This is a genomic window from Phocaeicola sp. RTP21198st1_B8_RTP21198_201120 (assembly GCF_040929485.1).
GTDB classification, from domain to species: Bacteria; Bacteroidota; Bacteroidia; order Bacteroidales; family Bacteroidaceae; genus Phocaeicola; species Phocaeicola dorei.
The window spans coordinates 13770-29670 of the sequence record NZ_JBCOCI010000040.1 but is presented as its reverse complement, the minus strand read 5'-3'; the positions used below and the strand labels follow the sequence as shown (position 1 = coordinate 29670).

At 43.6% G+C, this 15901-nt stretch carries 7 protein-coding genes and 1 pseudogene; 4 read left to right on the top strand and 4 right to left on the bottom strand.

Going from position 1 to position 15901, the window contains the following annotated elements; genetic code table 11:
* Positions 1-195: 195 nt before the first annotated feature.
* Complete coding sequence (locus tag AB5935_RS14555; RefSeq protein WP_038611882.1) at positions 196-4059, top strand: hybrid sensor histidine kinase/response regulator transcription factor; 3864 nt, start codon at positions 196-198, stop codon at positions 4057-4059.
* A gap of 292 nt (positions 4060-4351) precedes the next feature.
* Here AB5935_RS14555 and AB5935_RS14550 read toward each other — a convergent pair whose 3' ends face one another.
* On the bottom strand, positions 4352-6220 hold the full coding sequence (locus AB5935_RS14550; protein WP_120053155.1) for an alpha/beta hydrolase-fold protein: 1869 nt from the start codon (positions 6218-6220) through the stop codon (positions 4352-4354).
* A 180-nt stretch (positions 6221-6400) separates the two neighbouring features.
* Between AB5935_RS14550 and AB5935_RS14545 the strand changes: the two genes are divergently transcribed.
* Together AB5935_RS14545 and AB5935_RS14540 are read left to right on the top strand one after the other, a co-directional pair.
* Positions 6401-7228, top strand: coding sequence for an alpha/beta hydrolase (locus AB5935_RS14545; RefSeq protein WP_038611879.1), 828 nt, complete (start codon positions 6401-6403; stop codon positions 7226-7228).
* Positions 7225-7623 carry a DUF3237 family protein gene (locus AB5935_RS14540; protein ID WP_051926319.1) on the top strand — a complete coding sequence of 133 codons (399 nt, stop codon included), beginning with the start codon at positions 7225-7227 and terminating at the stop codon, positions 7621-7623. The genes AB5935_RS14545 and AB5935_RS14540 overlap by 4 nt, the downstream gene beginning before the upstream one ends.
* Positions 7624-7728: 105 nt before the next feature.
* Here the strand turns inward: AB5935_RS14540 and AB5935_RS14535 are convergent, their stop codons facing one another.
* Both AB5935_RS14535 and AB5935_RS14530 read right to left on the bottom strand, forming a co-directional pair.
* The gene (locus AB5935_RS14535; protein ID WP_038611876.1) at positions 7729-9339 is read right to left on the bottom strand and encodes a RagB/SusD family nutrient uptake outer membrane protein; all 1611 of its coding nucleotides are present in this window, start codon (positions 9337-9339) and stop codon (positions 7729-7731) included.
* Between the two features lie 18 nt (positions 9340-9357).
* Positions 9358-12531 carry a SusC/RagA family TonB-linked outer membrane protein gene (locus AB5935_RS14530; protein WP_038611873.1) on the bottom strand — a complete coding sequence of 1058 codons (3174 nt, stop codon included), beginning with the start codon at positions 12529-12531 and terminating at the stop codon, positions 9358-9360.
* Positions 12532-12760: 229 nt separating this feature from the next.
* Between AB5935_RS14530 and AB5935_RS14525 the strand changes: the two genes are divergently transcribed.
* Positions 12761-15268 (top strand): membrane protein, encoded by a 2508-nt coding sequence (locus AB5935_RS14525; protein ID WP_038611870.1) that lies wholly within the window; start codon positions 12761-12763, stop codon positions 15266-15268.
* Between the two features lie 93 nt (positions 15269-15361).
* On the opposite strand, the pseudogene AB5935_RS28445 reads toward AB5935_RS14525, so the two are convergent.
* Positions 15362-15848, bottom strand: a pseudogene (locus AB5935_RS28445) (beta-galactosidase); the annotation flags it as partial.
* Between the last annotated feature and the right edge of the window lie 53 nt (positions 15849-15901).

Here is a 15901-nt window from a genome sequence, read left to right as displayed (position 1 = left end):
GGTTCTATAATTTAAAAGATTAATAAATGCAAGGACATGTTTTCTAACTGACAAAATTAGATAGAACATACTCTTTTGTTCAGACCAGATAGAACATTCTATAACACAAAAAGGACAATGCTGAAGTTTACCCGTCGGACATTTTTCTCATCCGGGAAAAATGTGTTAATTTGCTCTTAGTAAACAAATAACCTTATGAAGATTTTAACTTTAATACTACTTACCTGCTCCATTACCTGCCATCTGTGGGCAGACAATCTGTCCAATTTGAATGGAGGTTTCAATAATCTGGGTTCAAAAACCAAGACACTATCAGTAAGATGTTTTACGCAAGACTCCACAGGCATGGTCTGGTTCGGTACTTCACGCGGGTTGTATAGTTACGATGGCTATGACATACGTCATTATGTTTCAGATACACTTCCCTCACATCAACTCGTCAAATGCAATTTTATCCATCACAAAGTTATGCTTTTAGGCGGAGAAAATGGCATTACTTTATTTAATTTACAAAACGGACAGTTCAGCAAGCCTAATATTCGGTTAAACGAGTCGATAAGTTCTTTCTGCGAATATAAGGGTGAAATCTGGATTGGAGCAGAATCGGGGCTCTATATTTATAATGTAGAACAAGATGAACTGCGGCCCGCCCTCATCCGCGGAAAGGATTTTCCACGCAACATCCAATCGCTTGCCACCGACCAAAAGAATCTGTACATCGGCATGAAGGACGAAGTGGGGTGTTACTCATTTGCCACCAGCGATTACCAAGTTATCTCCCACCCTGAGTTTTTCTACATTTCTACCTTGATGTTGGATAGCTCTGAAAGCACATTGTGGATAGGTAATGCCCATCATTTGCATCGCATGAACCTAAATACCAAGGAAATCGAACGCGTCAGAGATTTTTATGTTGTGAAGAGTATTGCTAAAGATGATAATAATCTGCTTATAGGAACAGACAACGGACTCTACGTATGCGACAGACAGGGCACTTGGCATCTGATTTCACACGATGCACGAAACAGTCAATCCCTGTCCAGCAACGTAGTCAATATGTTCTTCAAGGATGCTAATGGTAATATTTGGATAGGAACCGACAATGGCATCTCCTTAGCCGCACACAATCCTTCTATCCGATCCCGTTCGTTGTTCGACATCACTGGTTCCGATGAAGGTTGCCAGATATCCAGCATACAGCGCACGGTCGACAGTACTCTTTGGCTGGGTGGAAGCCGAGGGCTGATAAAATTAAAAACAGACATGCAGGGCAACAATATCCGTCGGTGGTACCAAATGAGTTCCAAAGAATCTTCCCTTCCGCACAACCGTATACGTGCACTCTATGAAGACAGCCGCCAATACCTATGGGTAGCCTCAGACGGAGGATTACTACGCTATAATCCGATGAACGAACAGTTCATCTCTTACTTCTTCGATGACCTCAAAAATTGGGTGTACGATATATTAGAAACGCCCAATGGTGACTTGTGGTTGGCTACTTTTTGCGGTGTTTATGGCATCTCTAGCGAACAATCCCCTGAAGGGGGCATTCTGAAGGTCAAATACCACTTTACCCATGATCAAGGGCTTTACAGCAACGATATCTACCAATTAGCATTGGACAGAGAAAACAATCTGTGGGTATTATCCAATAATCATCATATCGACCGCATCAACTTGACAACCGGTACTATACTCCCCATAGAGAAGATAACTGACATTCCCCACATTGACTCCTACGCTGTCATCAGCGATTCGGAAGGAAATATCTGGATAAGCACTTCAGACAATCTGCTGAAACTATCGGTAAACAAAGGAAACATCAGCACACAAAGTATCCCATTGAGCCGTGTGCTGTCTACCGAAGTATTCGCCATGGATGAGGGGGAGAATGAGATATGGCTCACTACCTCCGAAGGACTCTTTATAGTGGAGAAGGAAAGTTTGAAAGTACACCGTATCCGCATTTCGGAAAAATACATTGACATCTTCTACGACCGAATTGATCACAAGGTATGGTTGGGAACGAGCAATAAGATAACTCAGATAGATCCCATACTGCTGAGGCAAGAGATACAACAATCCCAGAAAGTAAAGATTACCGATATTGAAATTAATAGCAATGAGGAACTAAGCTATACCGACCGGCAAAGCAAGCACATCCGGCTTACTGCGAAACAGAACAACCTGAGAATTTCTTTCTCCGACTATCAGTATAAAGGTGAAAGTTTGACAAACTATGCTTTCAAACTCGATGGATATCATTCACAATGGATAGAACTGAATAGGAACGAAAACTCCATTACACTCCCTAATCTTTCACCTGGAGACTATACCTTATACATAGGTTCCTTGGAAAACATCTCAGATAATAAGCAGACAGAAGCTATTCTGTACATCACCATCACACCACCTTGGTATCTTTCTTGGTATGCCTATCTCTTTTACCTCTTGGTAGTTATTGGCCTTGTTTGGTGGATATTGCGTTTCATCATTATCAGACAGCAACTGCGCAAAGAACGGGAATTGAAAAATTATTTCATGGAACAAGCCAAGTCAAAAATAGATTTTTTCACGAACATTGCCCATGAATTCAAGTCTCCCCTAAGTCTCATCATTGCTCCTTCCAGCAAACTGCTGAGTGAAGAGACCGAACAAGAAAAGAAAGCATTGTTGGAATTAATATACGAAAATGCCAAAAAGCTGGGTTCGCTTATCCATTTCACTATTGAAGCTTATCAAGACAGAGAAAAGATAAAGCAAACCTTCATTCCGACCGAAATAGAGTTCGTAGAATTCGCGCGCTGCATTTTCAATTCTTATCGAGAGAATATAAAGAGCAAGCAGCTGGATTTTGTTTTCGATACTAATCGAGAGAACATTTATACTCGTATGGATATCTTTAAAATGGAATCCATCCTGAACAACCTGCTGGCCAATGCATGCAAGTTTACCCCAAAGCATGGCAGCATCATGTTCTCTCTGGAGTATAATGAACAGGCCAAACATCTCTATGTTAAGGTGGCAGATACGGGAGTGGGCATCCCAGAAGAGGAGATTCCCCTCGTGTTCCAACGTTACTACCAATCCTCGCGCACTATCAAAAATGACAAAGAGGGCACCGGCATAGGGCTTGCCATCGTAAAGGAATATGTAGAGATGCATAACGGCACCGTGCTTCTCACATCCGATTCCAACGGAACCACTGTCCAATTAACATTTCCCATCAACATAGACATTCAGGAGCAAGAGGAAATCATTGAAAAGCCTACCACAACAGAAAACAAAGAAGATACACGTCCGCTGATTGCCATCGTAGAGGACAACACCTCTATTTCCGGTTTTATAAGCAATCTGCTAAGTACGGATTATCGATGCGTTACAGCTCAAAATGGGAAAAATGGTCTGAAACTTTGCATTAATCTCTTGCCCGATCTTATTATTGCTGATGTGATGATGCCTGTAATGGATGGTATAGAAATGTGCCGCAACATCCGCAGACACATGCCGCTTGCCACTGTTCCCATCATTCTTCTGACAGCCAAGAATGACTCTGGTATTGAATATCAAAGTGCCCAATTAGGCATAGATGCTTTTATTGCAAAGCCATTCGATAGCTCGCTTCTTGTGGCACGCATCAAGCAATTGCTTGGAAACAAAAAAAAATTGGAGCAACAGATGCGCATTGAACATATCAAACAACCCGAACTAAAGGGCGAAATATCCATTGATGAAAGGCTGTTATTCCGAATTACCACAATCATCGAAGAGCATATAGACAATTCCGACCTCTCGGTAGAGATGCTAAGCCGACTCATGGGCATATCCCAGAAACAGCTTTACAGGAAGTTAAAGTCTCTCACCGGCATGTCTACAGTGGAATATATTCGTTCCATTCGTCTGAAAAAAGCCGCCTTACTGTTCCAAAATGGAAACTTTTCCGTGGCGGAAGTTATGTATATGGTAGGTTTTTCCAATGCTTCTTACTTCACCCGTTGCTTCGTGGCAGAATTTGGCAAGACACCGATGGAGTACTTAGGGATGAAACAAGAATAGGACTTTATTCCTATATTCATACCTGGAACATCATTAGTTGCTTGGCGTGTTTAGCGTACATGTTGAGATTGCCAGGTTTACATTGTCTTAGCATGTCTCGGGCTACACATAGTAATGTTTCAGCTTATGCATTAGTACGTGTTGGCTTACACTATCGTAGGCATTGAACTATACCAAAGCACGTGTGTGGCCCTGCCTGTGAAGCAGTATACATCTTACACGTGAAGCTGTATACTGCTTACAAAACACCCTCTATCTGTTAGAACCCACGCTCTCCTATCATCCTTTCATTTTATTTCAGACCCTTGGATTTAAAGTCACATTCCGGGAAATTTTTCTTGCGCCAGCCGGCATCAAGAAAGAATCTGGATGCTTCTTTCTTACCTTTCAGCTGCCAATCGAGCCACATCAATGCTACTTTGCCCAATACACCACCTTCGGGTTGTTTGTAGGTTCCGGCATGCCCCACAGGGAAGTTCACCGAAACCACTGGTACATGATTGATGGATTCGAAATCGATATTGGCATTGCTGTAAGCTATATCCTTAGGCCCTCCGATGAGGTAAATCACCGGCTTATGATACTGCTTCAGGCTATTGGCATTAGCATGTGCCATTTCAATATTGCCCATACCGGCATTAAGTACCATCGTAGTGGAAACACGCGGATCGTAAGAAACGGAAATGGCCTGTGCGCCCCCACAAGAGTGTCCGCCCACAGCAATCTTGAAACGGTCAATCATCTGATAGAAATCACTGCCGGAAGTGGAAGACTGCCTGCAAACCCAATCGACAGCATCCAGCAGGTTATCATCCATATCGCTGACTGTGATATCTCCGTCTACCGCACCTACCGAGATAACCACATAGCCGTTCTTCACCATCTCGACAAACATCGGTTGATAATCGCCTGAATAGTGCGTACAGGCACCATTGCCATGAATGTATACCGGCAACCGTCCCTGCTTGGCCACCATCTCCTTCAGATTGGTAGGATAGAAAACACTGAATCCAGGAAGAGTGCTGGCATCAATCATAATGCCGGGATACTTCTCACTCTCTTTCTTGTCTTTAAACAATTTCTTATAAGTTTCGGCCAGACAATAACGGGCATGCATCCAAGTGTGTGCTCCCTCACGGTCGTCTATCTCATAATGAATACCCTTTTCATTGAAATACTTCGTATTGCTGATAACTTCCTTGTAGAGAATATCATCTTTGCCTACACAAAACCACAGCATGTTCAGGCTATTGGCCTTTTCTTTTAGGTTGGGAAAATATTTTTCCATCACCTGTGGAGTGAGGTAAGCGCTATATGATCCCATCCAACCAATCCGGTCGGAATGCTTCAAAGCAGTAAACATGGATTGTCCGCCACCACGTGAAAAGCCGGCAATGGCACGATGGTCGCGGTCGTTTATCGTACGGAAGTTCTGTTCCACATAAGGTATGACGCACTCCGTCAATTCGCGGGCAAAGGTGTTGTACATCTCACCGGCCTCCATGGTGTGAGGACGGGGTGTACCGCCGTTCATATAACCATAAGGCATTACCACAATCATAGGCTCAGCTTGTCCGCGAGCAATGAGGTTGTCCAAAATCGTGTTGGCGCGTCCCGTCTTGTACCATGACTCTTCCGAATCGGTCGTTCCGCTCACTAAATAGAATACCGGATATTTTTTGCCGGCAGAAAGGTCATATTCGGCAGGAGTATAAATTACTACCGTGCGATACTGCTGCAACACGTGCGAACGATAAGTACAATAGTGCACTTTGCCGTGAGGCACCGGATTGATAGTATACAAAGCATCGGGATCGGGCATTTCCAGCAAGCTGGATTTGAAAGCATCGGTGGGCGAAAGCAGTTTATTACCCGGGTCGTTCAGACGCGTTCCGTCCACAATAAAGTTATAAGGATAAATATCCGCCTTTTCGGGTTTCACTGTCACACTCCATACACCTTTGTCATCCTTTATCAAGGGAATATCTCCCACCATAAACTGTCCGTTCACCAATACACTTTTGGCATAAGGAGCATAGTAGCGAAATGTTACAGAGTCGTCATTGCCCACAATGGGCGAAGTAAGCGTGCCATACTGGGCACTCAAAGTAGCGCAGCAGCACAAAATGCACAACCACATAATCAGTTTTTTCTTATTCATAGTAAATCAGTTTTGAAATTATCAATAAACTTGGAGACAAATGTAACAGTTCTCTAATCATAAGCGATGAAGATTTTGGACAGACGATGACACTAAACAGACTTCTGTTTATAATCCGTTGTTTTTGCTTGATTTTGTGTTATCTATATTGTATTTTCGCACCATAAAAGAACAGTTATTATGATGAAACGAATACTTCTTGGATTATTGTGCGCTTCAATGAGCCTATGTGCTGTTGCACAAAACAGAGTGACAAAAGTCTTGATACCCGGTGCGAGAGGTCTGCTTGCTGCAGAAGTTCAAATGCCCGAAAATAAGGGAACAGGAAAATGCCCTATAACCATTCTTGCCCACGGGTTCGGAGGAGACAAAAACTGGCAATTAATGAAATTGGTATCAGACTCTCTTCAGATGCACGGCATTGCCTCCATCCGGTTCGACTTTAACGGGCATGGGGAGAGTGAAGGCGACTTTAAGGATATGACAGTTCCCAACGAGATAGAAGATCTTAAACGTGTCGTACGTTATGCTCTGCAATTAGATGGGTGCAACGGCAAGATAGGACTGCTCGGCCATTCGCAAGGAGGCGTAGTCGTAAGTATGACAGCAGGTGAAATGAACGACACCATTTCGGCGGTCACTCTTTTGGCACCTGCAGCTGTGTTGCGTGAAGATGCCATACGAGGAAATACATTCGGGGTGTTATACAACCCCATTAATCCGCCCGAATATGTCGAGCTTCCCGGAGGCCGCAAATTAGGTAGGGAGTATATTCTGACAGCTTTCCGTCTGCCCATTTATGAAACAGCCATTCGCTACCAAGGAGCAGCCTTTCTAATTCACGGCACAGGAGACCGTGTGGCTCCCTATTCTTATAGTGAGCGTTACAAAAACATCTGGAAGAACAGCGAGTTGCATCTCATGGAAGAATACGACCATGGATTCTCCCGACATATCGAAGAAATTGCCGATTTAGCCTCGAATTTTCTTATAAAGCATTTGCTATGAAAGAGATATTGACACTGATCATTTTTATAAGTAATATCTTTCAGGTCGAGAATGATTCTGTTCTTGTCAATATGGTCAGTTTCTCTGGTTATGCAGAAGGTGAATATTTTAAAGGAAACATCCTGCCGGGAACTGTGGATACGCAGACTGTCCTGCCCGATGGAAGTACCCATCTCTCTGCACGCTACATGCTGAAAGGTATTGATCAAAATGAAGACAGCTGCCGCATTTATATAAACAATGAAGTGACAAGCGATACTCCCAAAGGATACACCAGACCTACCATTGTTACAGACAGTAGACTGTTATCTTCATTGATTACCGGCAAACTTGTCGGCAAGATAGATACAACAGGAGGCAGTTTTAAGATTCGGATTTTTGTATCAGAAAAATAGCCGTACATGTCCGGTATAGAACTATAAAAGGGGTTGTCCATTTGCCGGACAGCCCCTTTCCCATAAAACAATCTTTACCACTGACCTGTCGGACTTTATCCTGCTTTATCTTTGAGGCCCGTCGTAATCGGGTCTCGTGAAGTATTGCGTTAAAGTATATCCCATATCAGTAGCCTGATCTACTGCGTAGTTGGGAATAGGGAAGTACTGTGATGTCGGTGTGCAGCCAATCGCATCCATGATAGTATAGTACTTGTTGAATCGGATGAGGTCTATACGGCGATGGCCTTCGTAGTAGAACTCATGACCTCTTTCCTCCAACAGGGCATCTAAGAAATCATTGACTGATGCAGTTTTCTCTGCCGGAAGGTCTGCCAACCCTGCACGGTGGCGTACCTGATTGACACAATCGATAGCAGAAGTGGAAACCGTTTTATTCAGACGGACATCGGCCTCGGCATACATCAGCAACACGTCCGCCCAACGGGCCAACGGATAATCGGTACCCTGGAAAGCTGTTTCCGTTTCAATGGGATACTTGTTCAAAATGTAACCGTCCCATTTCACACCGATATCTTCCTTTGTCACCCAGCCATACCAAGCACTGTAATAAGAAGTAAGGATACCCTCTTTACGCATGTCGTTTTCTTCGAATGTTTCATAAAACTGAGGATCTACATTGTAATATTGTCCCCAGCCTCCACCTTGATTGACAAACGGGGTGGGATTCCCTTTATCGTCATACTTGGATACATCGTAGGGAAGCAAGTACCAAGATAAGGGGTTAAAGTTTCCTCGCTTACCGCTGCCGTCGGCATCCGAACCGCAAGACACGGCCATAATGGTTTCACAGTTAAACTCATTGGCTATCTTGAACTGGTCCAAGTAAGGATTCTTACCTGAGGTGAAAAGCGAGTAAGAGCCGGTAAACTGATGGTAAATGTTGTAGGCTTTCTGATAATATCCATCCATGTGTGCACCTTCGCACAGGTAATGGCGCATCAGACAGAAACGAGCATAATCGGCCGTGTAGCGTCCCACTTCCGATTGTGTCTCTACCATGTGCTCAGCAGCATACTCCAAATCGGCTGTGATATATTTGGTCATCTCGTCCAACGTAGGGCGTACCATATTCTTCTCTGCTTCAAGATTGCCTACCAGCGTTGGATCAAGGATAACCGGCACAGGACCGTAGAAGTGAAGCAGATAAAACATCGTCATGCCACGCAGAAGACGAGATTCAGCCATCAATTCCTGTTTTTTCTTATCAGAAAGAAGGGTACTTTCTTCCAAGGTGCCTATAATCTTTGTCATACGGGTAATATCACGTACCTTGTCAAAGTGAGAAGGCAAAATATTACTATAAGTACTGGCATACTTCATGTCCTCAAACTGTCCTTGTGCCATATAGATGCAAGGACCACCCCATGAACCGCCCAAGGTCCAAGGTGCACATATATCGGAGGGCGTGTCAAGCATACGGTTAATGCCGCCTTCGGCCACGTAGAAGTTGTGCTGGTTGCTGCTACCCCAATTATAAGCCCAAGTCAAGGTGAAAGGGATGTAGCAATCCATCATGTAGCTTTCATAGTCTGCTTCGGACTGAGGAAAATTTGTTGTAGAAAGTGAACCATATATCTTGGCATCAAAATCATTTTCACACCCGAACACTGTGAGTATGCAGGTAAGGATCGAGAGATAAATATATTTCTTCATAATAGTATGTTATTAAAGTTAGAATGATAATTTGGCACCCAAAGAGAATGTACGTGTCTGCGGATATTCAGCTTTACCGCCCTTGTAATTGCCACCCGTATTCACTTCGGGATCGAGACCAGTGTAGCCGGTGAAAGTAAACGGATTTTGAACATCTACATAAACTCTAATGCCGCTGAGAAGCTTACTCAATGCGCCCAATTGGTTCGGTTTAAAGTTATATCCCAGTGTGATGTTGCGCACACGAACAAATGAGGAATTTTCGTAACCGATATCTGTTCCGGCACCACCGGGCAAAGATACAGAAGCCATCTCATACGCAATACCCGGAATGGTACCGTTCGGATTCAGCTCAGAGTGCCATACATCCTTGATGTAGACGGACATGTTGTTCGTCTGATTGCCCAATCCTCTACCGCTTGTCCAGGAATAGACATCGTTGTACTTGTCAACACCCAGTTGCGAGTAAATGAAAACATCCAGATCCCAGTTTTTGTAAGTGAACGTGTTGCCGAATCCCCAGTAGAGAGAAGGAATCACGTTTTTCATATCCACGTCTTCCACGGTAATCAGTCCATCACCGTTCAAATCTACGATAATAGGACAACCTGGCTTCTGGTATGCTTCCGGTTGATAAGAAGGCATGTTGCTCTTGTCTAAGTTCACAAGACCGTTCGTACGATAGTAGTATCTGGCGTTTACAGGCTCGTCCTTACGTATTTGGTATTCGTTGTAGGTATGATTAGGCATACGTTCCTTCCAGATAGCGTTGGTATGGGACAAGGTTAGTACGGAAGTCCACTTGAAGTCCTTTGTTGTGACATTGACCGTATTCAAAGTGGCATCCCAACCATAGCGGCGGATGTGTGCACCGTTGATGGGATAAGAACCAAACATGGAAAGGCCGTTTGAATTGGCATACCCCAGCATATCCGTAATGTCGTTCCAGAAGTAGTCAAAGCTACCGTTTACCCTATCGTTCAGCAGAGAAAAGTCCAATCCGATGTTCTTCATTACTGTCTTTTCCCAAGTTACGTCAGGGTAATCCTGACTTTTCAGGTAATAGGGAATGTATTTTACAGAGTTTTCGTTAAACATAACATGAGTGCCAAAGGCATCGTACGAACCATGGAGCGAGGACCCCAGATTGTCATTACCTGTCACTCCATAAGAGGCTCTCAATTTTAGCAAGTTCACCCATTCTACCCTTTTCATGAACTCTTCGTTGAAAATCTTCCACGCTACAGATACAGAAGGGAACCAGCAATATTTCTTGCCTTTGAAAAATTTGTCAGTGCCGTCGCGACGCAGAGTTCCTGCTATCACATACCTGTCGAACAGGTCGAAGCTGGCGCGTGCAAATTGCGAACGTTTTTCGTCCTCTCTATGATAAGAGGTGGGCGTAAATGTTCCAGCTGCTGCACCAATGTTGTCATTAGCCAAAATGTCGTTATTGTCCGTATAGCTTACGGCCATACCTGTATATTTATTCAAGTAGCGGCCCATACCCACAACGGCATCCATACGGAAATTTTCGCCAAATGCCTTGTTAAAGCTGATGGTACCCTCTATGGTAGTGTTGTAACGTTCGTTACGGTTTACGGCACCTCTCGACTTATACATCTGGTCAAAGTATATATCCGAAGGAATGTAGACGTTGCGCTCTGAATTTTCGTTATTATAGCCGAACAGGAACTTGGCGGCCAACATATTTTTAATAATATTTATATCAACAGTGAAGTTCACGTTATATCCATTGTTCTTGGACTCGTTCTGTATATCTTCCATAGCCACGGGGTTAGGAATAACCTTGAAAAGCGTATAGTTGCCATTTTCATCACGTACCGGCATGTTGGGCAGGTAGGACATGGCAGCAGCCAAAGCACCGGAAGCCTGTTCGCCACGACTGTTGGAAGCGCCACCCACCGTACCGTTTTGATAGATGTTACGGTTAATATTGAAAGCCGTAGTCAACTTCAAGAAGCTGGTAAGTTGTGCGGAAACATTGGAGCGCAAAGTGAAACGTTCCATTTCAGAATTAGAGACAGACCCAATCTGCTGAATGTAGTTGCCGGAGAGGTAGTAGTTCAATGTTTTTGTTCCTCCTTGTACTGTGATATTGTGTCTGGATATACTGCCGTCTTTCAGTACAAGGTCACGCCAATTCGTGGTTTTCGCTGAAGCAATATTGCTGTCTGAGAAAACATCAGGAAAACCGTTGTCATAGGCAGCAGAGCCGTAAGCTCCCATGTTATGGTCGTGCATATACTGTTCACGACCGAAAGCGTTCACATATTTCATATAGGAAGGAGCATCGAGCATATCCAGGTATGGATAGTTCTTTACCAACGATATGTTACCGTCGTAAGTCACTTTCACTTTACCTTCTTTACCCTTTTTCGTTGTAATTAATACCACACCATTGGCCGCGCCGATACCATAGATAGAGGCAGAAGCATCTTTCAAAACTTCAATGGATTCAATGTCTTCGGGGTTCAGACCAGCCAAACCAGAACGGTTTACACTGGAGGGCATTACAGTGGTACTTCCGCCGCTGTCACCTTCCAACGCAGATCCTGGCATAACCATACCGTCTACCACGTAGATAGGCGCACCCGCACCACGAATGGAAATATTGATACCACCACCCGGCTGAGCACTGGCCACCGTTGCCTGCAAACCGGCTGCACGTCCCAACAACATTTGCGACATGTTGCTGGTAGCGGCCTTATTCACCTCATCGGCCTTTACTTTAGCAATAGAAGTCGTCAGATTTTTCTTAGATACGGCACCATAACCGGTTACAATCACTTCGTCGAGCAATTTCGCATCTTCTTTTAATATGATCGCATAAGCCTTGCTCTCTGTAACTTGTATCCGCTTGGGTGCATAGCCCACATAAGAGACCTCAATGGTGGCTCCCTTAGGCGTATCCAATACGAAGTTGCCATCATAATCGCTGATAGTCCCGATTGTGCTATCCACTACCTTGATAGCAGCTCCGATAATGGCTTCCTCTGCTTCATCGGTTACTCTACCGGTTACTTTTACATTCTGTGCGAATGCATTGATCACACAGAACAGGCAAAGGGCCATTAATGAATAGGTCCTTCTTAAAGAAGATTGTTTTGCATCATGCAAAAGCCGAAAATATTGAATTCTTCTTTTGCCAAGCATTCTTTGTTTGTTCATAGCTTAAATTAATTTGGTTAATAATTAATATTTGATGAATGCAAATGTAATTATCCAGAGAGTATTGCAAATGGAGATTTAGGACAGATGCTAACACAAAAAAGACAGCATTAAAGAAATCTAAAAGCCGAAAAAAGATGGAAATTATGTGCTATAAATTGTCTATTGGATATGATCCCAATGTAGAAAAAACAAGTATGTTTGTGAACGTATCAAAAACTTATCTGTTATGAAAAAAATATCTGTTTTAGTATTATTTGCATGGAGTCTACTTATTGTACTTCAAGCGCAAGAGTTGGTCTTTCAAGATAAAGACGGCATAGTTCGCTGGAAAAAAAATAATCAGGAAGTGGCATTGTTCGGTGCCAATTACTGTCTGCCCTCATCATGCGACTACCGTGCGGCAGGCTATGTAAACGCCGACCGCAAAGCGATGGTTCGCGAAGACATGGATCATTTTAAACGCATGGGATGGGATGCCTTGCGCATCTGCTTTTGGGGAGACTTTCAGAATTCTGATCCTGACGGGCATCTGATAGACAACGACCACTTGAATATGATGGATTATCTAATTGCCGAAGCCAGCAGACGAGGTATCTACATGCTTTTCTCGCCTATTGTGACGTACGATTCACAGTTTCCCGAAATGAATGACAACTCCAATACCGGCTATGCTAAACTTTTTGCCAAAAACACATTGATACACGATGAAAAGGCAATTAAGTGTCAGATAAACTATATGACGGACATCTTAAACCATGTCAACCGTTATACAGGACGCTGTATTAAGGACGAACCCAATATCATCTATGTAGAAATTATTAACGAACCCACACAGTTTCCTAATGATATTCCAGGCATGGTGAAATACATCAATTGCATGTGTAAAGCTATCAAAAGCACTGGATGTAAAAAGCTGATATACTACAATCTGAGTCAGAATTTCGATGTAGCGCCAGCCATTCAGAAATCTATGGTAGACGGAGCTACCTACGCCTGGTATCCACAAGCACTGAATAACGGACATCGTTTCATAGACAACGGATTGCACTTTGTAGACAGATATGAGCCTCTGGTAAAAGATGGGCTGAAAGGCAAGAGCCGCCTTGTGTACGAATTTGATGCAACGGACACGGAAAACGGCTACTTATTGCCTGCCATGACACGAGAGTATAGGCGCGGAGGCATACAGTTTGCAACCATGTTCTCCTACGATGAACATCAAACAGCTTCACGCAATTTAAGCTGGCAAACACATTTTCTAAATATGGTATATACCCCATCCAAAGCTATCGGCGGTATGATTTCGGCTCAAGTGATGAAACGCATACCCAGAGGGAAGCATTATGGATACTATCCACAAAATAACAATTTCGGAGACTTTAAGGTAGACTTTTACCAAGATTTGGGACAGCTGAATGCCGAGGACATGTTCTACTATTCTAACAATACCACCGACCAACCCAAAAATGTGAAAGCCCTGAAACATATTGCTGGTGTGGGGTCATCTCCCGTTGTACAATATGAAGGTACCGGAATCTATTTCATTGACAAGGTAGCCGATAACGAATGGAAATTAGAGGTTTATCCCGACATTATGAACGTTGACGATCCTTTCAAGGCAGGAAGCGTGAACCGGGTTGCCCGTCAGGCCGTTTGTCTCAATCGTAACATCCACATTCAATTGCCTGGTTTACAAACAGCACTTTGCATATATCCCGGTAAATATACATTCAAGAACAACCTGTTAGTAAACTACGAAGCACTTCCCAATCAGGAATACTATAATAAGGAAGCCATGAAAGATTGGAAAGTAAACAACTCCACGTTGACAGAAATGCCGCAAAGTCGCCCAGGCGTTTTCGCATGTGAGGTGTATGGTCCCACACTGCCCAAACAAGTCAATCTTTACATTCTGTCAGGTTGGAGAGGTGGAAAGCGCATCCCCATGGCGCACAAGAGTGGTTTCCGTTATGAGACAGAAGTAGACCTAAGCAAGTATCCATTAGGTGAAATTGGCTATCACTTCGGCATAGAATATACTGATGGCAAATTACTATTTCCCGCCAAGATCATCGGCGCAGCCGACGAGTTTGGCTACTATGAACAGGAGCAATACAATCTGCGCATCGTGAATAATAATACTACCCTCACCCTTTTGGACAAGAATGACAATATAAGAAAACTGAGGCGAAGCAGACCACACAATAGCCCCGACAACCAAGTTTCACAGGTCTATGTAGGCGATGAGATGGTCAAAGCCTTCCGGATCACCACTCCCGACCTAGAGCGTAAGGATACTTACAAATTACCTTGCGATGTCACCCTATCCAAATACATATCTCCCCTTATCGACAGTCGCGATTGGAAGACATCTACACCCAAGTACATCCGAATCGAAGCACAAGGACTGACTAATACAGACAAAGCTATCATCAATTTTATTGATACGGAAGGCCGTGGCTATGGAAATACCTTCTCTATCAAGCCCGACATGCAGCAGATTCTTATTCCCGTTTCAGCTCTAAGGCCAACCAAGGGAGTTATTCTACCTCAAGAATATCCTGGAGGTATTACTCCATATTATTATCCCGCATCTACCCGAGACAATGACAATGTGCCGCTGAAGTGGGAAAATATAGATTTTGTACAAATATCCTTGCGTGATGAAATCTATCCTGTGGAACAGCTGAAAGACAAAGGAATAATTATAAAGAAAATTCAATTGGTATTTTGATACTATTTAGAAACTCAGTTCTAATCTTATATAAGAACATGGGAAAGCATCCTATCGGGGAACTCTCCCATGCTTTTTTAATTTTTCCCGTTTTTATTCCAGATATACGTTATGTTTGACCGGAGTCAGGATGAAGGGGAACTCATAATCACCGCAAGGCAACATGTACTGTTCGAGTGGCGGTCTGTCCCAGCTGTTCACATACCTCAAGCCCATCTGTGCCTTATCTATGATTGGTGAGATCGGCCTTCTTTACTTTGGGTGAGTGGCTTTATCCTTTGACCTCTCGTCTAGTGAATAGATGATGTGTGCAGGGGGGAAGCTGAGAACGGAGCAACGGCTATCACTTCCAGCCTTTGCTTGTGGCATTCAACTGCTTCCATTAGCGGATATAGGTCTTGGTCTCTGTTTCCTGCGGACGGATGTAGGAATAGAACAGCTCGTCTACGCTCTGACAATAGATGACCAAATCGGTACTGTGGTTACGGCCGTTGTAATTCTCTATCAGACCGTAAGTATAATATTCGATAGTCTCGAATGTCTGAGTCATTTGCATACCGAAGTGGGACATGAGCGATAACAGTACAGTCTATTTCCGTCAGTGTTTTAAAGATGAATTTGGTATGGCTCCTT

What these genes read in the sequence shown, in the direction of transcription:
- AB5935_RS14545 (WP_038611879.1), top strand. Translation starts at nt 6,401, where the DNA reads ATGATGAAACGAATACTTCTTGGATTATTGTGCGCTTCAATGAGCCTA.
- AB5935_RS14540 (WP_051926319.1), top strand. Translation starts at nt 7,225, where the DNA reads ATGAAAGAGATATTGACACTGATCATTTTTATAAGTAATATCTTTCAG.
- AB5935_RS14550 (WP_120053155.1), bottom strand. Translation starts at nt 6,220, where the DNA reads ATGAATAAGAAAAAACTGATTATGTGGTTGTGCATTTTGTGCTGCTGC.
- AB5935_RS14530 (WP_038611873.1), bottom strand. Translation starts at nt 12,531, where the DNA reads ATGAACAAACAAAGAATGCTTGGCAAAAGAAGAATTCAATATTTTCGG.
- AB5935_RS14535 (WP_038611876.1), bottom strand. Translation starts at nt 9,339, where the DNA reads ATGAAGAAATATATTTATCTCTCGATCCTTACCTGCATACTCACAGTG.
- AB5935_RS14525 (WP_038611870.1), top strand. Translation starts at nt 12,761, where the DNA reads ATGAAAAAAATATCTGTTTTAGTATTATTTGCATGGAGTCTACTTATT.
- AB5935_RS14555 (WP_038611882.1), top strand. Translation starts at nt 196, where the DNA reads ATGAAGATTTTAACTTTAATACTACTTACCTGCTCCATTACCTGCCAT.